Origin of the sequence: Tistrella mobilis, assembly GCF_039634785.1 — a bacterium.
Taxonomy (GTDB): domain Bacteria; phylum Pseudomonadota; class Alphaproteobacteria; order Tistrellales; family Tistrellaceae; genus Tistrella; species Tistrella mobilis.
This window is the reverse complement of the sequence record NZ_JBBIAB010000012.1, coordinates 140,437-165,893: the sequence shown is the minus strand read 5'-3', so window position 1 is coordinate 165,893 and position 25,457 is coordinate 140,437. Positions and strand designations below refer to the sequence as shown.

Sequence of the window (25,457 nt, the reverse complement as noted above, 5' to 3'; positions counted from 1 at the left end):
AACGTAATCACCGCCTCAGGCAGAAGACCTCAGGGGAGGAGTTTTCAAGCCATGACGTTTAAGTTGACCCTCGCAGCCGTGACCGCCGCCGTCGTCGCCGCCTTCTCGGCCGGCGCGGCTGAGGCCCAGATCACCGACAATGTGGTGCGCATCGGCGTGCTGAACGACCAGTCGGGCATCTATACCGACCTGTCGGGCCCCGGCGGCGTGGATGCGGCCCGGATGGCGATCGAGGATTTCGGCGACACCGTCGCCGGCGCCAAGATCGAGCTGGTCTCGGCCGATCACCAGAACAAGCCCGATATCGGCTCCAACATCGCGAACCAGTGGTATGACCGCGATGGCGTCGATGCGATCTTCGACGTGCCCACCTCGTCCGTGGCCCTGGCGGTGCAGAACATCGCCAAGGAAAAGGGCAAGGTGATGATCGACCACGGTGCGGCCACCTCGGACCTCACCGGCAAGGCCTGCTCGCCGACCGGCATCCACTGGACCTACGACACCTATGCGCTCGCCAACGGCACCGGCCGCGCGCTGGTCGAACAGGGCGCCAAGAAGTGGTACTTCATCACCGCCGACTATGCCTTCGGCCACGCGCTGGAGCGTGACACCTCCAACGCCGTCACCGCCGCGGGCGGCGAAGTCGTGGGCACCGTGCGCTCGCCCTTCCCGTCGACCGACTTCTCGTCCTTCCTGCTCCAGGCTCAGGGCTCGGGCGCGGACGTGATCGGCCTGGCCAATGCCGGCGGCGACACCGTCAACTCGATCAAGCAGGCGGCCGAATTCGGCATCACCCAGGGCGGCCAGAAGCTGGCCTCGCTGCTGGTCTTCCTGTCCGACGTGCACTCGCTCGGCCTTGAAGTCTCGCAGGGCCTGGTGCTCACCACCGGCTTCTACTGGGATCTGAACGACGAGACCCGCGCCTTCGCCAAGCGGTTCGGCGAGCGCAATGGCGGCAAGATGCCGACCATGGTCCAGGCCGGCATCTATTCCTCGGTCATGCACTATCTGAAGGCGGTCGAAGCGACCAAGTCGGATGATGGCAAGACCGTGGTCGACCAGATGAAGAAGACCCCGGTCAACGACTTCTTCGCCAAGGGCGGCACCATCCGCGAGGACGGCCGCATGGTCCACGACATGTATCTGATGCAGATCAAGTCGCCGGCGGAGTCGAAGGGCCCCTACGACTATTACAAGCTGCTCGCCACCATCCCGGGCGACCAGGCCTTCCGTCCGATGGACAAGGGCGAATGCCCGCTGGTCGCGAAGTGATCAGCCTTTGAACAACCGTCACCCATCACATCCGACGCCGACACGAGGGGCACATCCTTCATGATGGAATTGATCGGCATTCCGCCGCAGGTCCTCTTCGGCCAGCTGCTTCTCGGGCTGATCAACGGCGCCTTCTACGCCATGCTCAGCCTGGGCCTGGCCCTTATCTTCGGCCTGCTCAACATCATCAACTTCTCCCACGGCGCCCAGTACATGATGGGCGCATTCGTGGCGTGGCTGGTGCTGCAGTACGCCGGGATCGGGTACTGGGCCGCCCTGATCATCTCCCCCATCATCGTCGGTTTGTTCGGCGTGGTGCTTGAACGGTTGTTGATCCGCCGGCTCTACAACCTCGATCATCTTTACGGGCTGTTGCTCACCTTCGGCCTCGCATTGATGATCGAGGGCTTCTTCCGCCAGCTCTACGGCATCTCGGGTCAGCCCTATGCCATCCCGGCGGCGCTGCAGGGCGGCACCAATCTGGGCTTCATGTTCCTGCCCACCTATCGGGCCTGGATCCTGATCGCCTCGCTTGCCGTCTGCATCGCGACCTGGGCGATCATCGAAAAGACCCGGCTCGGCGCCTATCTGCGCGCCGCGACCGAGAACCCGACCATGGTGCAGGCTTTCGGCATCAACGTGCCGCTGCTGATCACCCTCACCTACGGCTTCGGCGTGGCGCTGGCCGCCTTCGCCGGCGTCATGGCCGCCCCGGCCTACCAGGTCAGCCCGCTGATGGGCTCCAACCTCATCATCATCGTGTTCGCGGTGGTGGTCATCGGCGGCATGGGCTCGATCATGGGTGCGGTGGTGACCGGCTTCGGCCTGGGCCTGCTCGAAGGCCTGACCAAGGTCTTCTACCCCGAAGCCTCCAGCACCGTGATCTTCGTGGTCATGGCCATCGTGCTCCTCATCAAGCCTGCGGGCCTGTTCGGAAAGGCGGCGTGATCCCATGAGCGTCAATACCGTTCCCGCTGCCCGCAGCACCCGCGGCCAGAAGGCCGCCGGCCTCACCATGATCGGCGTCGCAATCGCGATCCTGGTCGGCCTCGCGGCCCCGCATGTCATCTACCCCGTCTTCCTGATGAAGGCGCTGTGCTTCGCGCTCTTCGCCTCGGGCTTCAACCTGCTGCTGGGCTATGTCGGCCTGCTCAGCTTCGGCCATGCCGCCTATTTCGGCTTCGCCGCCTATATCTGCGGCCATGTGGTCAAGGTCTGGGGGCTGTCGCCGGAAATCGGCATCCTGCTCGGCACGCTGACCGGTGCGGCGCTGGGCTTCGTCATCGGCGGGCTCGCCATCCGGCGCCAGGGCATCTACTTCGCCATGGTGACGCTGGCCTTCGCGCAGATGGTCTTCTTCCTGGCGCTTCAGGCACCGTTCACCGGCGGTGAAGACGGCATCCAGGGCATCCCGCGCGGCATGCTGTTCGGCCTGATCAGCCTGCATGACGACATGACCATGTACTACGTCGTCTTCGTGATCTTCGTGCTCGGCCTGCTGTTCATCCATCGCGTGATCCACTCGCCCTTCGGCCAGACCTTGAAGGCGATCCGCGAAAACGAGCAGCGCGCGATCTCGCTCGGCTACGACGTCAACCGCTACAAGCTGCTGGCCTTCGTGCTGTCCTCGGCCATTGCCGGCCTTGCCGGCTCGACCAAGGCGCTGGTCTTCCAGATCGCCACGCTCACCGACGTGCACTGGCACGCCTCGGGCGAGGTGGTGCTGATGACCCTGCTCGGCGGCGTCGGCACCGTCTTCGGCCCCACCGTCGGCGCCTTCCTGGTTACCGGCATCCAGAACTATTTCGCGCAGGTCGGTGCCTGGGTGACGATCATCCAGGGCGGGATCTTCGTGGCCTGCGTGCTGCTGTTCCGCCGCGGCATCGTCGGCGAATACCTGGCCTTCATGGAACGGCGTCGCAGCCGCAAATCCTGATCCGCCGCCTGTCGTTCAACGAACACCGCAAACGCCGCCATGCCCCACCGGGCATGGCGGCTTTTTTTTGTGGCCGCCGTTAACCATGAATCGCGCCTGACTCGTTTTTTGACCAGGAACTTCAACCATTAATTAATGCAACCTCCCTACACTCTTCCGATCCGGCGCCCTTCCCGGGCCCCGAGGTGTTTCGGAGTTCCGGCCGATGCAGAATTTGTCGACGGGTGCCAAGCTGGGCATCCTGATCATCGCTGCGCTGATCGGCGTAGCGGCCACGATCTATCTTTCCCTCACCACCCTGCGCGAAACCCTTTACACCGACCGTCAGGCCAAGCTGGAAGCCCTGGTCGAGGTGGGTGTGTCCATCGTCTCCGACGAGATCGCCCGTGCCGAGGCGGCCGGCGGCGACCGGGCGGCGGCCATCGAAGCCGGGCTCGCCCTGCTGCAGCCGGTGCGCTATGACGGCGAGGAATATCTTTCGGCGATCGACATGACCGGCGTGATGCGGATGAACGGCAAGTTCCCGAACATCGTCGGCCGCAACATGATCGACGCCAAGGACAGCAACGGCGTCGCCTATGTGCAGGACGCCATCAAGATTGCGACCACCACCGGACAGGGCGCCTTCGCCTATTTGTGGCCGCGTCAGAAAGGTGGCGACCCCGAGCCCAAACTGTCCTTCATCCAGCGCGTGCCCGGCACGGATGTCGGTGTGATCACCGGCGTCTATACCGACGACATCGAGGCGGCCTTCCAGGCCCAGGCGCTGCGCCTGGGCGGTATCGCCGCCGCGGCGGCGCTTGTGCTGGGCCTGCTGGCCCTGCTGGTGTTCCGCTCCACCGTGCCGCCGCTGAAGGCCGTGACGCGGGGGCTGGAGCGTCTGGCCCAGGGCGAACGGAGCATCGATCTGAAGGGGGCCGGGCGGCGCGACGAGATCGGCGCGATCGTCCGGGCCTTCGGCGTGGTCCGCGAGGGGCTGGCCGCCGCCGACGAGCTGACCCGCCAGCGCGAGGCCGAACAGGCGGCCCGGCTGCAGCGGAGCCACCGGGTCGACGAACTGACCGGCCGTTTCGACGACGATGCCCGCCAGTCCCTGTCGGTGGTGCTGGATGCGGCCCGCGCCATGGAACGGGCCGCCGCCGAACTGACCGAGGCCGCAGACCAGGCCGGCCGCCAGGCCGACACCATGGTCGGCGCCGCCAACCAGGCCGATGCCAATGTCCAGACCATCGCCGCGGCGGCGGAAGAGCTGTCGACCTCTACCGAAGACATCGCCCGCCGGGTGACCCAGGCCGCCGACATCGCCGCACGGGCCACCGAAGAGGCGCGGCGCACCACCGAAATCGTGCGCGGCCTGTCGGATACCGGCGACCGGATCGGCGAGGTGGTGGTGCTGATCGATGCCATTGCCGACCAGACCAATCTTCTGGCGCTGAACGCCACCATCGAGGCGGCGCGGGCGGGTGATGCCGGCAAGGGCTTCGCGGTCGTCGCCTCGGAAGTGAAGAACCTGGCAAGCCAGACCGGCCGCGCCACCGAAGACATCTCGCGCCAGATCGGCGCCGTACAGGAAGAAACCCGCCGGGCCGTCACCGCCATCGACGGCATTGCGAAGATCATCAGCTCGATCAGCGAGATTGCCGGCGACATCGCCGCCGCGGTGCAGGAACAGGGCGCCGGAACCCTGTCCATCGCTCGCAGCACCCAGGCCGCCGCCCAGGCGACGGAAGCGGTGACCGGCAGCATCGCCGCGGTCGGCACCGCCGCGAACCAGACGGGTGCCACGGCCGGCACGGTGCGGGATGCCGCCGGGCGGCTCAATCGTCAGGCCGATGATCTGAAGCAGGTGGTCGATCGCTTCCTCGGCGATATTCGCGCGGCGTGAAACCCGCCCTTGGTTGAAGTCACGAACGCCGTTACCGCTTTTGGGCGGTAACGGCGTTTTTTCCTTTCATGCAGCCCCTCGAATACAGCATCATCTTTCCCAAGACGGCCCGGGAGTGAGGTTTCATGTTCTATGAAACATCTCCCGATCAGATCAAAGGATGCGGATCATTCCGGATCGTGACATGCCTGACCGACGCGCTGGGGAGCGGGTTGCGGCGGGCATGTCGGGCAGTGGCGTTCCTGCAGGGAGAGCAGGCCGTCGCAGACCCGCCGGGAACACGCGGGGACCATGGCCGTCGGCCCCGATCCGCCCAGGGAGGATACAGATGAACACCAGGAACGCGATCGCTGCCGCGGTTCTTGCGACCATGACCGGCCTCGCCGCGGGGGCGGCTCAGGCCGAGATCTCGGACAATGTCGTGCGCATCGGCGTGCTCAACGACCAGTCGGGCATCTATGCCGACGTCACCGGCCAGGCCTCGGTCATCGCCGCCCGCATGGCGGTGGAGGATTACGGCGGCAAGGTCAAGGGCGTGCCGGTCGAGGTGATCTTCGCCGACCACCAGAACAAGCCGGATATCGGGTCCAACATCGCCAACCAGTGGTACGACCGCGACGGCGTCGACGTGATCGTCGACGTTCCGACCTCGTCGGTGGGTCTGGCGGTTCAGAATATCGCCAAGGAAAAGGGCAAGCTGCACCTGAACGCCGGTGCCGGCACCTCGGACCTGACCAGCAAGGCCTGCTCGCCCACCGGCATCCACTACGTCTACGACACCTATGCGCTGGCGACCGGCACCGGTTCGGCGCTGGTCGGTCAGGGCGCCAAGAAGTGGTATTTCATCACTGCCGACTATGCCTTCGGCCACGCGCTGGAGCGTGACACCACCAACGCGGTGAATGCCGCGGGCGGCGAGGTGGTGGGCGGTGTGCGCGCGCCCTTCCCGACCACCGACTTCTCGTCCTTCCTGCTCCAGGCGCAAGGCTCGGGCGCGGACGTGATCGGCCTGGCCAATGCCGGCGGCGATACCGTCAACTCCATCAAGCAGGCGTCGGAATTCGGCATCACCCAGGGCGGGCAGAAGCTGGCCGGCCTGCTGGTGTTCATCAACGACATCCATGCGCTCGGCCTGCAGGTCGCCCAGGGGCTGGTGGTCACCACCGGCTATTACTGGGACATGAACGACGAGACCCGCGCCTTCGCCAAGCGGTTCCAGGAGAAGGCCGGCAAGATGCCCAACATGCTCCAGGCGGGCATCTATTCGGGCGTCACCCAGTATCTGAAGGCGATCGAGGCCACCGGTTCGGATGACGGCAAGACCGTGGCCGACCAGATGAAGGCGACCCCGATCAACGACTTCTTCGCCAAGAACGGCCATATCCGCCCCGACGGCCGCATGGTGCACGACATGTATCTTGTCGAGGTGAAGAAGCCCGAGGAGTCGAAGGGCCCCTGGGACTATTACAAGGTGCTGGCCACCATCCCGGGCGATCAGGCCTTCCGCCCCATGGACAAGGGTGAGTGCCCGCTGGTCAAGAAGTAAGCGGCCAGACCTTAAGACCTGAGGTTATCATACGAAACGCCGCCATCCGGGTCCGGATGGCGGCGTTTCGTCGTTCAGCTCCGGCCTCGGACGGCCGCAGCGGCATCACTTGCCGGGGCATCACTTACCGGCGGGCACCTTGCCGACATCGGCGCCGATGGTGCAGATCGCCTTGGGATCGTCGATGCGCAGCACCAGGCTTTCCGACAGGTAGAGGTGATGGTGAATGCCGTCATGCGAGCCATAGCCGGCACGCAGATCCTGGCCGATCACCAGCACGCCGACCCGCGGATCGACCAGCACGCCGCCTTCGATCGGCGCCTTGAAGATGCCGACGGTGCAAACGCGGGAGATATGCTCCAGCTGCAGCACGTCGCTGCCGTCATAGCGGCGGAACAGCGAGTTGTAGAGCCGGGGCGACAGGGCCAGCGCATAGGGGCCGCGCAGGCCGCTTTCATCCAGCCTGTTCACCGCGGCGAGCACGTCCTGCAGCGCCTGATCGATATTCGCCCAGTCTCCGCCCTCGATCTCGTGGCGGCCGCGGGCGCTCAACAGGCCTTCGAGGCCGAAATCGGGGTTGCCGTAATAGATCATCTCCTCTTCGCGCGCGGCCACGGCCTCGGCTGCATCCTCGACCGGGTCGAGGTTCAGCGGCTGGCCCTGATCGGTGGAAGAGGCGATGCGCCGCACGCTCAGCCGAAAGCCCTTGCGCAGCATCGGCACCGAAATCGCGCGGCTCATCACCGCGCCGGCCTCGTCGGGGCCGGGGTCGCGGCAATAGTCGTCATTGCCGATCTCGATCGAGGTCAGGCCCACACCATAGGGGCCGTCGACCTCCAGAAAGCGGCGGCCGGTCAGCGCGTCGCGGGCGGCATCGATCGCCGCCTCGTCGATCCGGCGCCAGAGATCGGTGCCGAAGGGGGCCTGGGAACGGTTCAGGTAATCCATCTCGTGAAACTCCTGGCAATAGACGGCAAGGGACAGACGGGGCCGGATCAGCGGCGCTTCTTCATGCGGCCGATGGTCAGGCCGTCACCGCCGCCGCCCTCTCCGCCACCGCCCGTCTCGTCACCGCCGCCGGTGGCGCTTTCCTCCACCTCGGTGATCGGGCCTTCGGTGAACAGATAGGTCTTGATCTGCTCGGCAAAGTCGCCGTCGTTCCGGCGCAGCCATTCCAGCGTCATCATGGCGTGCTCGATTTCCTCGCGCATATTGTGCAGCAGGATCTCGCGCAGCTCGTCGTCCTCGCAGTCATCGGCCCGCTGGCGGTACCAGTCCACCGCCTCCAGCTCTTCCATCAGCGACGAGATTGCATGATGGAGCGCCAGGGTGTGGCGGCTCAGCTTCTCGCGCGGGGCATGCAGGACCTCTCCGGCCATCTGCTCGTCTCCTTCTTCGTTTCGTCGCGCCGGTCGGCCGGCGCCATCTCGTCCAGGGCAGCGGTCTGCAGGGCCGCCGCTTCGTGTTTCCGTGGTCCCGGTTTTTTTGCCACCACAGCCGTCAAACCGAAGCCGGCGTCAAACCCAAGCCGGCCTCAACCGAAGCCGGCGGCGATTGCGGTCATAACGGCAAAGCCGGCGATCAGTGCCCAGCTCGCCCCCATCTCCTGGCCATGGCGATGGGTTTCGGGGATCATCTCATGGCTGACGACGAAGATCATCGCGCCAGCCGCGAACGCCATGGTCCAGGGCAGCACCCCGGCACCCAGCCCGGCAAGGGCGACGCCCAGGCCGCCGCCGATGATTTCCAGCGCGCCGGTGCCGAAGGCGACCAGAAGTGCCGTCATACGGCTGGCCCCGGTCATCATCATGCCCACCGCCGCGACGAAGCCTTCCGGCAGGTTCTGGATCATGATGCCGATCGCCAGCGCAATGCCCTGGCCCAGATCGCCGCCGCCCTCGGCCCCCGAGCCGCCGAGCCCGACGCCGACCGCCAGACCTTCGGGCAGATTGTGGAGCGCGATCGCCAGCACCATCAGCAGGGCCGGCGCCATCCGCCGGGCATCGATCGCCGCCATTCCGCCGCCATCGACCACCAGAAGCGCATCGCCGCCCGCCGCGACCATGGCCGGGCTGCCGGGTCCATGGGGGCTGCGCAGGGTGTGGTCGACCGCCTCGTCATCCTGCTGGACATGCAGATGCGGCACCACGGCGTGCAGGGCCGCGATCGCCGCGGCCCCCAGCCCGATGGCGACCCCGATGCCGAGGGCGCCCCAGAGCGCGCCATAGCGGGCGACCGAGCTTCCAAGCGCCGGCACCAGCAGCGACAACAGAGCGGCGGCCAGCATCACGCCCGCGGCACCGCCCAGCAGCAGGTTTTCCCGCCGGATGCCCGGCCGTCGGATCACCAGCACGGGTAGCGCGCCGAGACCGGTCGCAAGGCCTGCAAGCAGGCTGCCGCCCAGGCCCAGCCAGACCGGATCTATGGATGCGAGATCAGGTATGGTGTCCTCCGATCATCGGTCCTGCTGCTGCCCGGATCATGGCCAGAATATGGGGCACGTGCATGACGGATCAACCGTTGCCACGGTCCTCCCCCGAAATCATCACAGGCGGAGGTGGGCCGTCCCTGCCGATCCTGCGGAAGGCGGCAAGGCCGATCAGCCCGCCCGCCGCCAGCACCGCGAAACCCGCCGCCCAGCCCAGCGGGTCGCCGTCGCCCCCTGCCCCGTCGAGCGCCAGACCGAAGGTGATCGGCGACAGGATCGCGCCGCCGAAGCCCAGCAGCGCATGCATGGCCATCGCGGCCCCGCGCACCGACGGATCGCTTTCGGCGACCGCGCCCGCGGTCAGCGAGGCGCTGTCGGCCATGACCATCAGATTGTAGACCGCCACCACCACCAGCACGAGGGCGAGCGGTGCGCCGGCGACCGCCGCGGTCACGCCGGCCAGCACCGCCGTCACCGACATCGCGACCGTGATCCAGCGCCGACGACCAAGCCGCATCGCCATCTCGTTGCCGAAGAAACTGGTCAGAATCCCCGAGGCGATGATCGCGCCGCCCAGGCTGCTGGCCCAGGCGGCCGCGGCGCCGGCATGGACCAGAAAGGCCACCAGCCAGCTGCGCAGGCCGAACATCTCCCAGCAATGGCCGGCATAGGCGAGCGTATAGGCGATGGCCCGGCGGTTGCGCAGCACCGGCCGGAAATCCGGCGGCATCCACCAGGAGCGATGGCGGATGCCGGCGGCCGGCGCGGGCGGCGGTGTTGCCGGCACCGCGATCAGCGCCAGCACCAGCGCCGTGGCCGCCAGTGCCCCCGCCGACCAGAACCCGGCCTGCCAGCCGCCGGCGGCGGCCACCAGCCCCGCCAGCCAGACCGACAGCCCGGCCCCCAGCGAGAAGCAGGCGGTATAGCTGGCGACCGCCCGGCTGGCCTTGGGGCCGCGGACATGATCGCTCAGGATCTTGAGGCCGGGCATGTAGGACCCGGCGAAACCGGCACCGGCCAGCGCCTGGAACAGGCCGGCCGACAGTGGCCCGGTGGCAAAACTGCCGAAGCCGAGTGTGGCCAGCGCGATCAGGGTGAGCGAGCCGATATAGACCCGCCGGGCATCGACCCGGTCGGTGGCACCGGTCAGCACCGGCACCGCCGCGACATAGCCCACGAAGAAGGCCGAAGAAATCCAGCCGGCCGTGCCGTTGCTGAGGCGCCAGTCGTCGCGCAGCAGCGGCAACAGGGCCGGATAGCACCCATAGGCCGCCATGGACAGCACCTCGCACAGGCACATCACGGCGATCATGCGAAGGGTTCGGGGCGGGCGCGCGCCGGAACCGGGCTCAGGGGGGCTGGACAGTTCTGCTGACACGGCGTTCCGGCTCTCCGCTGACGGATGACGCCGCAAACCTTAGCGCGCGAAGACGGTGCGCACACGCGCCCATGCTGCAACCCTGACAGCCCCGGTCATGCGGAACCGCGCACCACGTCGCGCCGCCGGGCCAGCAGGCGCCGGGCCGCCAGCACCAGGAAGCCGGTCACCAGCCCCCAGAAGGCCGAGCCGATGCCGAACAGGGTGACACCCGAGGCCGTGGCGGCGAAGGTCATCACCGCCACCTCTCGGTCGTCGGGGTTCGACAGCATGCCCGCGATCGACCCGGTGAGCGGGCCGAGCAGGGCCACGCCGGTGATGATCTGGATGGTGTCGCGCGGCAGCCCCATGAACAGATCGACCAGCGGTGCCGAAAACAGGGCCAGCAGCACATAGAAACCCGCATAGGCGATGCCGGTGACCCAGCGTCGGCGCGGGTCGGGATGGGCATCGGGGCCGGTGCAGATCGCGGCGGTGATCGCCGCCAGATTGACCGCATGGGCGCCCATCGGAGCCAGCAGCAGCGAGGCGAGGCCGGTGAGCGTCAGCACCGGCCGGGTGGGCGCGGTATAGCCGGCCTGGGCCAGCACCACGAAACCCGGCAGGTTCTGCGAGACCAGCGTCACCAGAAACAGCGGCAGGCCCAGGCTGATGATCACCGCCGGATCGAAGACCGGCATCACCGGCACCAGACTGCCGAAGAGGTCGCCGTCATGCGGTGCGGTGAAATTGCCACCCAGCACCACCGCCGCGACCGCCACCACCAGCACGATCAGCAGGGCGAAAGTGGGCGCGCGCTGCCGGGCGACCACGAAGACGATCAGCACCAGCCCCGCGAGCAGGGCATCGCTCTGCAAGGCGCGGAACAGCGACATGCAGAAGGGCAGCAGCACGCCCGCGAGCATGGCGGCGGCGACGGCCGCCGGGATCCTGGCGGCCAGCCGGCCCAGCGCCGGCACCAACCCCAGGATGATCATCATCAGCGCAGCCGCCATGAAGGCGCCGGTCGCTTCGGCCCAGCCGGCATGAAGGGTCGAGGCGGCGAGCAGGGCCGCCCCCGGTGTCGACCAGGCCAGCACCACCGGCATGCGCAGCCGGAAGCTGAGCAGCGCACCGGGCAGCGCAATGCCGAGACAGAGGGCGGTGACCGCCGAGGTGATCTGATCAGGTGTGCCGCCCAGGGCCTGGCCGGCCTGGACGATCAGGGCGACGGTGCCGCCGAAGCCGACCAGGGCGGCGATGAGGGCAGCGGAGAGCGAAGCGAGCGGCAAGGGATGGGGTCCCGGAGACGGCTGGGGAGAGGACCGCACTTTCCGCCATACGGGCCGCCGGCGCAAGCGTTCCACGCGAATGTCATGACGTTTCCATCGACTAAACCGATGGTTTATCAGGACCAGGAGGGCCACGCCTCAGACAGCACGAAACCTGCCACGGCATGCAGATCGTCGCGGCCGAAGATCGGCCGCCCACCCAGCATGTCGCGGTCGAGGGCCGCGCAGGTCAGGGCTGCCGGGTCGGGCACGACGACGCCCAGGATCCGGTCGTCGCGCGGATAGAGCGGCCAGCGCGCATCGCGCCGGCCGGGGGCCAGCACCTCCAGCCGCGGATGGCCGGCGCCGGCGAAGCCTTCGACGATGGCGATATCCGCCGGCCCGGCAAGGGTGAGCCAGCGGCGCAGCTGGTCCGCCGGATCGGGTTCCGAAACGCCGTCCGGCGCGGTCGCCGGCTCTTCCCGCAGCACACCGACCAGGCCGCCGCCGCCCACCACCACAGCGGCCGCCCCGGCCCGGCGATGACGGTCGCTGTCCTTGCCCGGCCGATCCAGATCCGGGCGGTGATGGCTGCGCTTCACGGTGACCACCTGCCGCCCCCCGGCCGCAAGCAGCGGGATCAGCCCCTCGATCAGCGTGGTCTTGCCGCTGTTGCCGGGCCCCACCAGGCCGATGATCCGCATGTCCCCTCCCCGATCCGGCTGATCCGTTCCGCATACCCGTCACGCCGCCGGTTGGCAAGTCGGGGTCGATCCACAGACCTGTTTTAGACCCGAAAGACCCTATTCGAAGCTCAAAGTTGACCATTTAGTAGGCACAAAAGACTAATAGCCTATAAATCAGGCATTTTCCGCATCAGACCGCTCAAGCCCGCCCCACATGCGCCGCACCAAAAGCGTTGTGCAGCGCGGGATACAGCCGGAATGCAGGGCTTGGCACGGAACTTGTAGATACCTTGGTGTCGATACCAAGAGACCCCCGCCTGCTGCCGCCATCTGCGAGAGCCTGAGCCCATGACCGACAAGATCATTCCGCCCGCCTCTCCCGACGCCTCCGCCGCCGCGGATGCGCGCCGCTTCCGGATCAGCCGGCGGGGGCTGCTGGGGGCCGCCGCGACGCTGGCCGCCGCAAGGCTGCTGCTGCCGGGCGGCGCCTTTGCCGCCGCGACCGGTGCGGCGCCCGAGAAGACCGACCTTGCCATCGGCTTCATTCCGCTGACCGATTGCGCCCCCCTGGTCATCGCCCATGAGAAGGGATTCTTCAAGCGCGAAGGCCTGAAGGTCACCCTGTCGAAAGAGGCGTCCTGGGCCAATATCCGCGACAAGATGACCATCGGCGCGCTGGATGCCGCCCATATGCTGGCCGGCATGCCGATCGCCGCGACCCTGGGTCTCGGCGCCATTCCCCAGGCGCAGGTGACCGCCCTGTCGCTGGACCTGAACGGCAATGCGATCACGCTGTCCAACGCGCTCCATGACCGGATGGTTGCGGCCGACCCGGCGGCGATGGCCGAACGGCCGATGACCGCCCGGGCGCTGAAGGCGGTGATCGATGCCGACAAGGCCGCCGGCAAGGCGCCGCTGACCTTTGCCGCGGTCTTCCCGGTGTCGTCGCATATGTACGAGCTGCGCTACTGGCTGGCCTCGGCCGGGATCGATCCGGATGCCGATCTGCGCATCATCGTAATCCCGCCGCCGCAGATGGTCGCCAATCTGCGTGCCGGCAATTGCGACGGCTATTGCGTGGGCGAACCCTGGAACGAACGCGCGGTCGAGGCCGGCATCGGCAAGGTCGCGATCACCAGCGTCGAGCTCTGGGCCAATCAGCCCGAAAAGGTGCTGGGCGTCGCCGCCGACTGGGCGGAGAAGAACCCCGCGACCCACGAGGCGATGCTGCGCGCGGTGATCGCCGCCGGCCAGTGGCTGGACGATCCGGCGAACCGGGCGGAGGCCGCCGACATCATCGCCGGCCGCGCCTATGTGAATGCGCCGGCCGAGGTGGTGCGGATGTCGATGACCGGCACCTTCCGCTATGCCGCCGACGAGGCGCCGCGCCCGCTGCCCGATTTCAACGTCTTCAGCCGCTATGCCGCCAACTTCCCCTGGATCAGCCATGCCGAATGGACGCTGACCCAGATGATCCGCTGGGGCCAGATCGACCGGCCGGTCGACATCGCCGCCACCGCGGCCGCGGTCTACAGACCCGATCTCTACCGCAAGGTCGCGGCCCAGATGGACATTGCCACACCGACCATCGATCGCAAGCCCGAAGGTATCAACACCTCCGCCTGGACCCTGACCCGCGCGACCCGGCCGATCGCCATGGGCCCGGATGTGTTCTTCGACGGCACCCGCTTCGATCCGGCCGACCCGGTCGGCTATATCCGCCAGTTCGCGATCAAGGCCCCGGCCGTGGACCTGACCGCACTGGCCGCCGCCCAGACCACCCCGCGCGCCAGCGCCGCCTGAGCCAGGAGCCCGTTCCCATGGCCGACATCTCCCTCGACGGTGCCGCAAAGGGCACCGGCATCGGACGGCGCCTCGGCCTTGTGGCCGAGCGCATCGTCTGGCCGCTTCTGACCCTCGCCGTCGCCCTCGGCGGCTGGACGCTGATCCAGCAGACGGTGGCGACCGACCTGCCGGGCGTTGGTGAAACCCTCGCCCGCGGTATCGAGCTGTTTTCCGACCCGTTCTACATCGCGGGGCCCAACGACCAGGGCATCTTCTGGCAGCTGCTCTATTCGCTGGGCCGGGTGCTGGCGGGCTTCGGCCTCGCCTGCCTGATCGGCCTGCCGCTGGGCCTGTTGATCGGCACCAGCCAGGCGGCGTCCCGCGCCTTCACCCCCTTCATCGAGGTGATGCGCCCGGTCAGCCCGCTCGCCTGGCTGCCGATCGGCCTGCTGCTGTTCCGGGCGGTCGATCCTTCCGCGATCTTCGTGATCCTGATCACCAGCATCTGGCCGGTGATCCTGAATACCGCCGCCGGCGTGCGCGCCGTGCCGGCCGATTACGTCCAGGTCGGCCGCGTGCTGCGCCTGGGCCGGCTTGCCATGTTCCGCCGCATCCTGCTGCCCGCCGCCCTGCCCTATGTGCTGGCCGGCATGCGGCTGTCGCTCGGCACCGCCTGGATGGTGATCGTGGCAGCAGAAATGCTCACCGGCGGGGTCGGCATCGGCTTCTTCATCTGGGACGAGTGGAACAACCTCTCGGTCCCCAGCATCCTGGTGGCGATCGTCCTGATCGGGCTGGTGGGCATCGCGCTCGACGCCGCCATGGCCGCCGTTCAGCGCCGCCTTTCCCATTGAGGGCGCCCCTTCAGAGGGCCCATTGAGAGGGACGATCCCGATGACCAACCGACCGCATCTGTCGATCGAAGGCGTCGATCTCGACTTTCGCACCCGCGACGGTGTCCGACCCATCCTGCGCGGCATCGATCTGAAGATCGCCCGTGGTGAATTCGTGGCGGTGATCGGCCATTCCGGTTGCGGCAAATCCACCCTGCTCAACATCGTGGCCGGGCTGATCACGCCCGAGCGGGGGGCCATCCTGCTCGACGACAAAGTGGTCGATGCCCCCGGCCCCGACCGGGCGATGGTCTTTCAGTCCCATGCCCTGCTGCCCTGGCTGACGGTGCGCGAGAATGTGGCGCTGGCGGTGGATCAGGTGCATCGCCGGACGATGGATGCCGCCGCCCGCGCGCAGCTGATCGACGAACATCTGGCGATGGTGCGCATGGACCATGCCGCCGCGCGCCGGCCGCACGAGCTGTCGGGCGGTATGCGCCAGCGGGTCGGCATCGCCCGGGCGCTGGCCATGCGCCCGGCCGTGCTGCTGATGGACGAGCCCTTCGGCGCGCTCGACGCGCTGACCCGCGCCCGGCTTCAGGACGAGCTGATGGCCATCCAGGCCGATCTGTCGATGACGGTCATGATGGTGACCCACGATGTCGACGAGGCCGCCCTGCTCGCCGACCGGGTGGTGATGATGACCGAGGGCCCGGCCGCGCGGATCGGCCGGATCGTCGACATCCCCCTCGCCCGCCCGCGCCGCCGCGCCCAGGTGCTCCGCGATCCCGCCTTCATCGAGGCGCGGGTCCAGATGCTGTCCTTCCTGCACGGCGATGCCGTGGAGGATGCCGATGCGGCGGCGATGCTCGCCGTCGCGGCGGAATGAGCGGAGGCCGCCCGATGAACACGCCCCGAGACCGCATCCTCGTCATCGGCGCCGGCATGGCCGGCACCCGTCTGGTTCAGGAGCTGGTCGCGCTGGCGCCCGGCGCCTGCGACATCACCCTGATCGGCGCCGAACCCCATGCGCCCTATGACCGGATCATGCTCTCGCCCGTGCTGGCGGGAGAGAAGACGGCAGAGGCGATCCGCCTGCTGGACGACGACTTCCTTGATCGCCACGGCGTGACCTTCCTGGCCGGCGACGCCGCAACCGGCATCGATCGGGTGGCACGGCGCGTCACCACCGCCGCCGGCCGGCAGCTGGACTATGACCGGCTGGTGCTGGCCACCGGATCGCAGCCGATCCGCCTGCCCCTGCCCGGGGCGGCACTCAAGGGCGTCGTCACCTTCCGCGACCTCGGCGATGTCGACACCATGCTGGCCCTGGGCCGGCCCGGCGCACCGGCGGTGGTGATCGGCGGCGGGCTGCTCGGCCTTGAAGCCGCGGCCGGGCTTGCCGGGCGGGGCATGAAGGTGACGGTGGTCCACCTGGCCGGCCATGTGATGGAACGCCAGCTGGATGCCGAGGCCGGCGGCATGCTGGCGGATGCCCTCGCCGCCCGCGGCATCACCACGGTCACCGCCGCGAACAGCCGGGCGATCCTGGACGACGGCACCGGCCGGGTTGCGGGGCTGGAACTCGCCGACGGCCGGGTGCTGCCGGCGGAGCTGCTGGTGATGGCGGTCGGCATCCGGCCAGAAACCGGCCTCGCCCGCGCGGCGGGGCTGGAGGTCGGCCGCGGCATCCTGGTCGACGACCGGCTCGGCACCTCGGATCCGGCGATCGCCGCACTCGGCGAATGCGTCGAATTCGACGGTCAGTGCTTCGGCCTGGTGGCGCCGCTCTACGATCAGGCGAAGGTGCTGGCGCGCGCATTGGCCGGCCGGCCCGGCGACGGCTTCGCCGTCCGCCCCACCGCCACCCGGCTCAAGGTCTCGGGCGTCGACGTGTTCTCGGCCGGCAGTCTGGGCGGCGCGGATGCCGAAGAGATCACGCTGCGCGATGCCGCACGCGGCAGCTATCGCAAGCTGGTGATCCGTAACGACCGGCTGGACGGCGTGGTCATGTATGGCGATGTCGCCGACGGCCCCTGGTTCTTCGAAACCATGCGCAAGGCGGAGCCGCTGGGCGCCCTGCGCGACCGGCTGATCTTCGGCCCGGCCTTCGCGGCCGGCCCCTCGGCCACGGGTGCCGATGCCGCGACCGCCGCCGTGGCCGCCCTTGCCGACGATACCGAAATCTGCGGCTGCAACGGCGTGTGCAAGGGCACGATCACCGCGGCGATCGCGGGCCAGGGCCTCACCAGCCTCGACGAGGTCCGCGCCCATACCAAGGCCTCCGCCTCCTGCGGGTCGTGCAGCGGCCAGGTGAAGGCGCTGCTCGGCCTGTGCCTGGGCGGGTCGGCACCGGCGGAGGCAGAGGATGCCGATCCGGCGATCTGCAGCTGCACCGACCTCGGCCATGACGCGGTTCGCGCACGGCTCGGCGATCTGCCGGCCATGACCGCGATCCAGGCCATGGCGGTACTGGGCTGGAAAACGCCCGAAGGCTGTTCGAAATGCCGGCCGGCGCTCAACTACTACCTGCTCTGCGCCCATCCGGCTGCCGGTGTCGACGACCCGGCCTCGCGTTTCGTGAACGAGCGCGTGCACGCCAACATCCAGAAGGACGGCACCTTCTCGGTCGTGCCGCGGATGTGGGGCGGGTTGACCTCGGCCACGGAGCTGCGCGCCATCGCCGATATCGTCGACCGCTACGACATCCCGACCGTGAAGGTGACCGGCGGCCAGCGCATCGACCTGCTGGGCGTGCGCAAGCAGGATCTGCCGGCGGTCTGGCGCGATCTGAACGCCGCCGGCATGGTCTCGGGCCATGCCTATGCCAAGGGCCTGCGCACGGTGAAGACCTGCGTCGGATCCGAATGGTGCCGCTTCGGCACGCAGGATTCGACCGGGCTGGGCGTCAAACTCGAACGGATCACCTGGGGCGCCTGGATGCCGCACAAGTTCAAGATGGCGGTGTCGGGCTGCCCGCGGAACTGTGCCGAGGCGACGATCAAGGATTTCGGCGTGATCTGCGTCGACAGCGGCTACGAGCTGGTGGTCGGCGGTAATGGCGGCATCCATCTGCGCGGCACCGACCCGCTGACCAAGGTTTCGACCGAAGCCGAGGTGATCGAGATCTGCCTCGCCTTCATCCAGTTCTATCGCGAGGACGCCCGCTATCTGGAGCGCACGGCGCCCTGGATCGAGCGCATCGGTCTCGACCGCGTGAAGGCGGTGGTGGTGACGGATACCGCCGCCCGCCAGGCGCTCGGCGCCCGGTTCCTGGCCTCCCAGACCCATGCCCGGGTCGACCCCTGGGCAAGCCTCGCCGCCGCCCCCGGTGCCGAGTTCGCAACCATCGACGTTCCCGCCCGCCGGGCGGCCGAGTGAGGAGGCGCGAGCCCATGACCATCCTCGCCGATATGACCGCGGTCCCTGGCGACGGCACCGACTGGATCGATTGCGGCACGCTCGACGACCTGCCGCTGCGCGGTGCCCGGGTGATCCGCCACCAGGGCGGCAGCATCGCCCTGTTCCGCCCGGCCGAAGGCCCGCCTGCCGCCATCGCCAATGCCTGCCCGCACAAGGGCGGGCCGCTCGCGGACGGGCTGGTCCATGGCCGGGCGGTCACCTGCCCGCTGCATGGCCGGGTGTTCAGCCTGGATGATGGCCGGGCGGCGGCGCCCGACCGCGACTGCGTTGCCCGCTACCCGGTCACGGTCTCCGCAGAGGGCCGTGTGCTGGTGCGGTTGCGGCCGCTGAGCCCGGCGGCGCCTGCCGGTGCCGGCCTGATCGCCGAGGCGGCGGAATGACCGCCCTGCCGCCACCGGCCGCCATCCGCACCACCTGCGCCTATTGCGGGGTCGGCTGCGGCGTGCTGGCACGGCCGGATGGGCAGGGCGGGCTGCTGCCGGTGGCGGGCGATCCGGCCCATCCGGCCAATCTGGGCAGGCTCTGCGGCAAGGGCGCCAGCCTCGCCGACACGCTGGGCGGCGCCGGGCGGCTGACCCGGGCGCGGATCGACGGCCGGCCGGTACCGCTCGATGCCGCCCTCGACCATGTGGCGGACGGCTTCCGCAGGGCGCGGGCCGAACGCGGCCCGGGCGGCATCGCCTTCTATCTGTCGGGCCAGATGCTGACCGAGGATTATTACGCCGCCAACAAGCTGGCCAAGGGCTTCCTGGGCAGCGCCAATGTCGACACCAATTCGCGGCTCTGCATGTCCTCCACCGTCGCCGGCCAGGTCCGCGGCTTCGGTGAGGATCTTGTGCCGGGGGCTTACGAGGATCTGGATCTCTGCGATCTGGCGGTGCTGGTCGGCTCCAACGCCGCCTGGTGCCATCCGGTGCTGTTCGGCCGGCTGATGGAGGCCCGCGCCGCCCGGGGGACGCGGCTGGTGGTCATCGATCCGCGCGCCACCGACACCAGCCGTGCCGCCGATCTGCATCTCGCCATCCGCCCGGGCAGCGATGCCGCCCTCTGGCAGTTCCTGCTGGTCGAGGCCGATCGCCGCGGCCTGGCCGATCGCGCGGCCGAAGGCTTCCCCGCCGCGATCGAGGCCGCCCGCACCGACTGCCCCGACATCGCCGCCTGCGCGGCGCTGACCGATCTGGCCCCTGCCGATCTGGCCCGTCTTGCGGACATGGTACTGACGACGCCGCGCTGCCTGACCCTGTTCAGCCAGGGCGTCAACCAGTCGAGCGCCGGCACCGACAAGGTGAATGCGATCCTGAACCTGGAGATCGCGCTCGGCCGTGTCGGCCGGCCGGGCGCCGGGCCGTTCTCGCTGACCGGCCAGCCCAATGCCATGGGCGGACGCGAGGTCGGCGGGCTGGCCAATCAGCTGGCGGCACATCTGGGTTTCTCCGACGCCGAGCGCCGGCTGGTCGGCGATGTCTGGCAGGCCACCGATATGGCCGTCGGCCCCGGGCTGAAGGCGGTGGAGCTGATCGATGCGCTGGAGGCGGGAAAGATCGGCGCGCTCTGGATCATCGGCACCAACCCCGCCGTCAGCCTGCCCGATGCCGGCCGCTTCCGCCGGGCGCTGGCCCGCTGCCCGCTGGTGGTGGTCTCGGATTGCGTGACCGGCACCGACACCCAGGCGCTGGCGCATGTGCTGCTGCCCGCTTCCGGCTGGTCGGAAAAGGACGGCACCGTCACCAATTCCGAGCGTCGGATCAGCCGGCAACGCGCGGTGCTGCCGCCGCCGGGCGATGCCCGGCCCGACTGGTGGCTGATCGCAGAGGTCGCCCGGCGGCTGGGCTTCGGCCATGCCTTCGCCTGGCGCCACCCGGCGGAGATTTTCGATGAACACGCCCGGCTGTCGGGCGCCGCCGCCGCCCGCTTCGGCCGGCATTTCGACATCGCCGGCCTCGCCGGCCTCTCCCGCCAGCAATATGACGCGCTGGAGCCGGTGCAATGGCCGGTGCCGGCCGGCAGCCGGAACGGAACCGCGCGGGTGGTGCCGTCCCAGCGCCTGATCGCCCTGCATCATCGCCCGCCCGTGGAACGGCCGACGCAGCCGGGCGAGCTGGTGCTCAACACCGGCCGGCTGCGCGACCAGTGGCACACCATGACCCGGACCGGCCGGGCCGCCCGGCTTGCCGGCCATGCGCCCGAGCCGCTGCTGGCGGTCAACCCGTCCGATGCACGGGATGCCGGGCTCGACCAGGGCGGCTTCGCCCGGATCACCGGCCGGCGCGGCACGGCGCTGCTGAAGGTGACGATCGATCCGGGGCAGCGCCGGGGCGAGGTCTTCGCCCCCCTGCACTGGTCCGACGCCTTCGCCGCCGAGGCCGCCATCGGCCACCTCGCCTCCCCCGCCACCGACCCCCTCTCGGGCCAGCCGGAGCTGAAGCATGCGGTTATCCGCCTCGCCCCCTGGCGGCCGGGCTGGTCGGGGGTGATGGTCGATCGCGCGACCCGCGGGCCGCTGCGCCGCGGTGTGCGCCTGCCCGCCTATTGGGTCCGCCATGCGGTCGAGGCCGGCCGGGCGGTGATCCTGGCCGGGGAGGAAACGCCGGCCGGGGCGGAAGACTGGCGCCAGCTTGCCACCCGCCTTGCCCGCGGCTTCGGCGCCGCCATCGATGCGGGGCCGGCGATCGAGCTGATCGATGCCGCCCGCGGCCGGCTGCGGCTCGCCTGGACCGGCGCCGACGGGCGGATCGTGGCGGTGATCGCGCTTGCACGGCAACCCCATGCCCTGCCCGACACCACCGCACTCGCCCGTCTGCTCGACCCCGCAAAAGATCGCGGCGCCGCCGCCCCCGCCGCCCTGCGCCTGGCGCTGCTGGCCGATCACGATCCCGATGGCGGAGATGAACGCCCGGACCCCGCGATCTGCGCCTGCGCGGGCGTGGGCCGAAGCGCCATCCTCGCCGCAGCCGGCACCGGCCCGCTCGACCAGAGACTGGCCCGGGTGACCGAGGCCACCGGCGCGGGCGGCGGCTGCGGATCCTGCCGCCACCAGATCAGATCCATCCTCAGCGAGGCCACGCCCCATGTCGAACCAGCCTGACACCGCCGACGGCCTGCCCCTCGCCATCCGTCTCGCCGGCCGGCGGGTGGTGGTCTTCGGTGCCGGGCCGGGGGCGGCGGCAAAGCTCGCCCTGCTCGACGACACCGGCGCCCGGATCCGGATCCATGACGATGCGCCCGCCTGCGCAGAACTGGCGGGCCGCGTGATCCGGCCGCTCCGTCCCCTGCCCGATCTTGCCGGCACCCGGCTGGTGGTGATCGCGCCCGAGATCGATGATGCGACCACCGCCCAGATCGCCGAGGCCGCGGCCGCAGCCGGCGCCCTGGTCCATGCGGTCGACCGGCCGGCCCTGTCCGACGTCACCCTGCCCGCCCTGGTGCGGCGTGGGCCGCTGCAGATCGCGATCCACACCGGCGGCCGGTTTCCGGCGCTGGCCTCCGTCCTGCGCCAGCGGCTGGAAGCGCTGCTGCCGACCGGCCTTGGTGCCGCCGTCACCGCGGCCGGCAGCCGGCGCGCCGAGATCGCCCGGCGTCTGACCGACCAGGCCGCGCGGCGCCGCTTCTGGCGCGACCTGGCCGCCCGGCTGCTGGACCATCCCGAGATCCCGATCGATGACCTGCCGGCCGACGCCATCCCGGTCCAGGCGGGCCGGGTGGATCTGGTCGGCGCCGGTCCCGGCGGCCCCGGTCTGCTCACCCGCGATGCCGCCCGCGCGATCGAGGCGGCGGACGTCGTGCTCTACGATGCCCTGATCGATCCCGCGATCCTGGAACTGGCGCGGCGCGAGGCGCGGCGGATCCCGGTCGGCAAGCGCTGCGGCGCCCATGCCATGCGCCAGGCGGCGATATCGGCGCTGATGGTGCGGCTGGCGGGCGACGGGCTGCATGTGGTGCGGCTGAAGGGCGGCGATCCGGCGATCTTCGGCCGGCTCGACGAAGAACTGGGGGCGCTCGACGCGGCCGGCATTCCGGCCCGGATCATTCCGGGCGTGACCGCCGCAGCCGCGGCCGCCGCCCATCTCCGCCGGCCGCTGACCCTGCGGGGCGCGGCACGCTCGGTCTCGCTGGTGGCGGGCCATGATCTGGCGGGCGACCTGCCCGGGGCGATCGACCGGCTTGCCGCTGCCGACGGCACGCTCGCGATCTATATGGGCCGCGACCGGGCGTCGGCGATCGTGGCGGCGCTGATCGCCGCCGGGCGCGACCCGGCGGAACCCGCCGCCGCGGTCGAATGGGCCGGGCGCCCGCAGGCCCGATCCGTCAGCGTGCCGCTCGCCATGCTGCCCGATGCGTTGGTAGGGCTCGACGCCGACGGCCCGGTGACGATACTGGTGGGAGAGGCGATCGCCGTTTCCGCAACCGCTGCCCGCCCGGCCGCTGCGGAAGGGCGCGACGCCGCCTGACCTTCCGCAGCGGAATGCCGATGACCGACACCACATCCGACGCCGTCGCCACCCTCGCCCAGGCCCTCGGCATCATCGGCCGCGGCCCCGGCCGGTCGCGACCGCTGACCCGCAGCGAGGCCCGCGATGCCTTCGCGGCCCTGCTTGCGGGCACGGCACTCGATATCCAGGCAGGGGCCTTCCTGCTGCTGATGCGTTATCGCGGCGAAACGGCCGAGGAACTGGCCGGGCTGGTCGATGCCGCCAGAATACATATTGCCCGCACCACCGTCGGCACGGCACCAGGTGGCAGGCTCCGGCCGGCGCTCGACTGGCCGAGCTATGCCGCGGGCCGCACCCGTGGCCTGCCCTGGTATCTGCTCGCCGCCCGGCTGCTGGGCGAGGCCGGCGTGCCGGTGCTGATGCATGGCGACAACGATCTTCAGACCGGCGGTGTCGGTGCGCTGCAGGGGCTTTCGGCCCTGGGACTGTCCCCGGCGGCGGATCTGTCCGAGGCCGCCGACCGGCTGGGGCGCGAGGGTTTCGTCTATCTGCCGCTGGCCGGGCTCTCGCCCGATCTCAAGCGGCTGCTCGATCTGCGCAGCGTGCTGGGGCTGCGCTCGCCGGTGAACACGCTGGTCCGCCATCTGAACCCGCTGGATGCGCCCGCGACCCTGATCGGGGTCTTTCATCCCAACTATCTCGACAGCCATGCCGAGGCCTCGCTGCTGCTGGATGCCGGGCGCTGGCTTGGTGTGGTCAAAGGGGCGGGTGGCGAGGGGGAGCGCCGGCCGCATAAGCCGGTCGATCTGCGCCTGGTCGAACAGGGGACATCGAAGGTCGAGCACTGGCCGGCCCTGCTGGCGGCGGCACCGGCCGACAGCCCCGACGACCCCGCCCGCCTCGCCGCCCTCTGGCGGGGCGAGGCCGAGGATGCCGAAGGCGAGGCGACGGTGATCGGCACGGCGGCCGTGGCGCTGCGCATCGCCGGCCGTGCCTCGACGCCATGGGCGGCCGACGCCCTTGCCCGCAGCCTTTGGAGCCACCGGCGGCGATGAGGATCGACGGCGGCGACCCGACACGGATGGCTTGGCGCTACCGGCTGGCCCTGGGGCTGGTCGCAGCGCTTGCGATCGGCTCCTTCCTGGTGCTGACGCAGGTGATCAGCCGTGAACGGGCCACCGCCGGCATCATCAATGTCAGCGGCCAGCAACGCTTCCTGTCGCAGCGCGGCGCCCTGTTCGTCGGCCGGCTGACCTATCCGGTTCCGGCCCAGGATCAGCAGGACGCCCGCCAGCATCTGGCCGAGGTGATCGCCCAGATGCGCAGCAATCACGAGGCACTGCTGAAGGGCGGATCGGGCACGGGCGAGGCGATCGGCCTCTCGCCCGCGATGGCGCGGCTGTTCCACGACGAGCCCTCGGCGATCGACCGGCGGGTGCGGGAATATCTGGCGGCGATGGAGGCGGTGCTCACCGACCCGCGCGCGCCGATCCCGCGCGATGCGCCGGCCGTGGCGCTGGTGCTGCGCGAAGGGCCGGGCCCCCTGCTCGACGTGCTCGACCATGCCGTCGCCCGCTTCCAGGCCGAAGGCGAGGCCGCCGTCGACCGGCTGCACGACCTGCATATCGCCCTGCTGATCGCCACCCTGCTGACCCTGGCGCTGGAAGCCCTGCTGATCTTCCAGCCGATGGCCACGGCGGCCCGGCGCCGTATCCGCGAGCTTGAGAACGCCTCCCTGGCGCTCAAGGCCGCGGCCGAGCGGCTGGAGGGAGAGGTCGCCGCCCGCACCGTGGAGCTGCAAAAGGCCAAAGAGCACGCCGAACGGGCCAATGTCGCCAAGGCCCGCTTCCTCGCCACCGCCGGCCACGACCTGCTGCAACCGATCGAATCGCTGCGCCTGCTTGCCGGATCGATCACCCGCCGCAATCGCGATCCGGCCCTCGCTTCGCCGCTCGACGACATGCGCAAGGCGCTCTCGGGCATGCGCGGCCTGCTCGGCAATCTGCTCGACACCGCCCGGCTCGATACCGGATCGGTCACGCCGCAGCTTCAGGATGTCGATCCGGCCGCCCTGGTGGATGATCTCGCCCGCGAATTCGAGCCGGTGGCGGAAGACAAGGGGCTGGGCTTCGGCGTCGGGATTTCGCTGGCGGAGGGCCTGCGGATCCGCACCGATCCGGTGATCACCGGCCGGATCCTGCGCAATTTCCTGTCGAACGCCGTGCGCTACACCGCCGCCGGATCGGTAACGCTGACCGCGGGCCCGGCCGAGCTCGACGGCCGGCCGGCGGTGCGCTTCACCGTGGCCGATACCGGCCCCGGCATCGATCCGGCCGATCAGGAGCGGATCTTCGCCGAGTTCACCCAGATCGACGATGCCCGCCGCGACCGCTCGGCCGGGGTCGGCCTCGGCCTGTCGATCGCGCGGCGGATGGCCCAGATCCTGGAACACGAGCTGACGCTGGACAGCCGCCCCGGAGAGGGCGCGCGTTTCGCCCTGACCGTGCCGCTCGCCCCCGCCGCCCGGCGTCCGCTCCGGTCATCAGAAAAGCCGATACCTGCGGACGATTAATTCTATTTTACACCCGGCCGCCGCCGGGTGAGC

General features: G+C 69.7%; 20 protein-coding genes. 14 read left to right on the top strand and 6 right to left on the bottom strand.

Annotated elements, in window-relative coordinates; all coding sequences use genetic code 11:
* The first annotated feature begins 51 nt into the window (after positions 1 to 51).
* The 5 genes from WI697_RS18000 to WI697_RS17980 all read left to right on the top strand — a co-directional run bounded on the left by WI697_RS18000 (position 52) and on the right by WI697_RS17980 (position 6,639).
* The gene (locus WI697_RS18000) at positions 52 to 1,272 is read left to right on the top strand and encodes an ABC transporter substrate-binding protein (protein ID WP_345959406.1); all 1,221 of its coding nucleotides are present in this window, start codon (positions 52 to 54) and stop codon (positions 1,270 to 1,272) included.
* Positions 1,273 to 1,332: 60 nt separating this feature from the next.
* Positions 1,333 to 2,220, top strand: coding sequence for a branched-chain amino acid ABC transporter permease (locus WI697_RS17995; RefSeq protein ID WP_014745650.1), 888 nt, complete (start codon positions 1,333 to 1,335; stop codon positions 2,218 to 2,220).
* 4 nt (positions 2,221 to 2,224) lie between these two features.
* Entirely contained in the window at positions 2,225 to 3,208 is a 984-nt protein-coding gene (locus WI697_RS17990) for a branched-chain amino acid ABC transporter permease (RefSeq protein ID WP_372050841.1), read from the top strand.
* A gap of 205 nt (positions 3,209 to 3,413) precedes the next feature.
* Positions 3,414 to 5,093, top strand: coding sequence for a methyl-accepting chemotaxis protein (locus tag WI697_RS17985; RefSeq protein ID WP_345959405.1), 1,680 nt, complete (start codon positions 3,414 to 3,416; stop codon positions 5,091 to 5,093).
* Positions 5,094 to 5,421: 328 nt separating this feature from the next.
* The gene (locus WI697_RS17980; RefSeq protein WP_062768476.1) at positions 5,422 to 6,639 is read left to right on the top strand and encodes an ABC transporter substrate-binding protein; all 1,218 of its coding nucleotides are present in this window, start codon (positions 5,422 to 5,424) and stop codon (positions 6,637 to 6,639) included.
* Positions 6,640 to 6,759: 120 nt separating this feature from the next.
* Here the strand turns inward: WI697_RS17980 and WI697_RS17975 are convergent, their stop codons facing one another.
* The 6 genes from WI697_RS17975 to mobB form a co-directional block, all read right to left on the bottom strand.
* Positions 6,760 to 7,587: a family 1 encapsulin nanocompartment shell protein gene (locus WI697_RS17975; protein WP_062768473.1), complete on the bottom strand. Its 828-nt coding sequence runs from the start codon at positions 7,585 to 7,587 to the stop codon at positions 6,760 to 6,762.
* 47 nt (positions 7,588 to 7,634) lie between these two features.
* Positions 7,635 to 8,018, bottom strand: a complete 384-nt coding sequence (locus WI697_RS17970) for an encapsulin-associated ferritin-like protein (RefSeq protein ID WP_296708375.1) — start codon at positions 8,016 to 8,018, stop codon at positions 7,635 to 7,637.
* 155 nt (positions 8,019 to 8,173) lie between these two features.
* Complete coding sequence (locus tag WI697_RS17965) at positions 8,174 to 9,031, bottom strand: ZIP family metal transporter (protein ID WP_345959413.1); 858 nt, start codon at positions 9,029 to 9,031, stop codon at positions 8,174 to 8,176.
* 121 nt (positions 9,032 to 9,152) lie between these two features.
* Complete coding sequence (locus WI697_RS17960; RefSeq protein WP_296708379.1) at positions 9,153 to 10,379, bottom strand: MFS transporter; 1,227 nt, start codon at positions 10,377 to 10,379, stop codon at positions 9,153 to 9,155.
* A gap of 161 nt (positions 10,380 to 10,540) precedes the next feature.
* Positions 10,541 to 11,716 carry a benzoate/H(+) symporter BenE family transporter gene (locus tag WI697_RS17955; protein WP_345959404.1) on the bottom strand — a complete coding sequence of 392 codons (1,176 nt, stop codon included), beginning with the start codon at positions 11,714 to 11,716 and terminating at the stop codon, positions 10,541 to 10,543.
* A gap of 116 nt (positions 11,717 to 11,832) precedes the next feature.
* Positions 11,833 to 12,399 carry a molybdopterin-guanine dinucleotide biosynthesis protein B gene (mobB, locus tag WI697_RS17950; RefSeq protein WP_296708384.1) on the bottom strand — a complete coding sequence of 189 codons (567 nt, stop codon included), beginning with the start codon at positions 12,397 to 12,399 and terminating at the stop codon, positions 11,833 to 11,835.
* Between the two features lie 330 nt (positions 12,400 to 12,729).
* Here mobB and WI697_RS17945 point away from each other — a divergent pair, with 330 nt between their 5' ends.
* The 9 genes from WI697_RS17945 to WI697_RS17905 are packed head-to-tail and all read left to right on the top strand — an operon-like array spanning position 12,730 to position 25,424.
* Positions 12,730 to 14,184: a CmpA/NrtA family ABC transporter substrate-binding protein gene (locus tag WI697_RS17945; protein ID WP_345959403.1), complete on the top strand. Its 1,455-nt coding sequence runs from the start codon at positions 12,730 to 12,732 to the stop codon at positions 14,182 to 14,184.
* Between the two features lie 17 nt (positions 14,185 to 14,201).
* Positions 14,202 to 15,020 carry a nitrate ABC transporter permease gene (ntrB, locus tag WI697_RS17940; RefSeq protein WP_062768457.1) on the top strand — a complete coding sequence of 273 codons (819 nt, stop codon included), beginning with the start codon at positions 14,202 to 14,204 and terminating at the stop codon, positions 15,018 to 15,020.
* A 40-nt stretch (positions 15,021 to 15,060) separates the two neighbouring features.
* Positions 15,061 to 15,888, top strand: a complete 828-nt coding sequence (locus WI697_RS17935; RefSeq protein WP_345959402.1) for an ABC transporter ATP-binding protein — start codon at positions 15,061 to 15,063, stop codon at positions 15,886 to 15,888.
* A 14-nt stretch (positions 15,889 to 15,902) separates the two neighbouring features.
* Complete coding sequence (gene nirB, locus WI697_RS17930; protein ID WP_345959401.1) at positions 15,903 to 18,380, top strand: nitrite reductase large subunit NirB; 2,478 nt, start codon at positions 15,903 to 15,905, stop codon at positions 18,378 to 18,380.
* Positions 18,381 to 18,394: 14 nt separating this feature from the next.
* Positions 18,395 to 18,802 carry a nitrite reductase (NAD(P)H) small subunit gene (locus WI697_RS17925; protein WP_345959400.1) on the top strand — a complete coding sequence of 136 codons (408 nt, stop codon included), beginning with the start codon at positions 18,395 to 18,397 and terminating at the stop codon, positions 18,800 to 18,802.
* On the top strand, positions 18,799 to 21,507 hold the full coding sequence (locus WI697_RS17920; protein ID WP_345959399.1) for a nitrate reductase: 2,709 nt from the start codon (positions 18,799 to 18,801) through the stop codon (positions 21,505 to 21,507). The genes WI697_RS17925 and WI697_RS17920 overlap by 4 nt, the downstream gene beginning before the upstream one ends.
* Positions 21,491 to 22,870: a uroporphyrinogen-III C-methyltransferase gene (gene cobA, locus WI697_RS17915; protein ID WP_345959398.1), complete on the top strand. Its 1,380-nt coding sequence runs from the start codon at positions 21,491 to 21,493 to the stop codon at positions 22,868 to 22,870. Before WI697_RS17920 ends, cobA begins: the two co-directional genes overlap by 17 nt.
* A 20-nt stretch (positions 22,871 to 22,890) precedes the next feature.
* A complete protein-coding gene (locus tag WI697_RS17910; RefSeq protein ID WP_062768533.1) occupies positions 22,891 to 23,907 on the top strand; it encodes a glycosyl transferase family protein in 1,017 nt (338 codons plus the stop codon).
* The gene (locus tag WI697_RS17905) at positions 23,904 to 25,424 is read left to right on the top strand and encodes an ATP-binding protein (RefSeq protein WP_345959397.1); all 1,521 of its coding nucleotides are present in this window, start codon (positions 23,904 to 23,906) and stop codon (positions 25,422 to 25,424) included. Before WI697_RS17910 ends, WI697_RS17905 begins: the two co-directional genes overlap by 4 nt.
* Positions 25,425 to 25,457 lie beyond the last annotated feature (33 nt).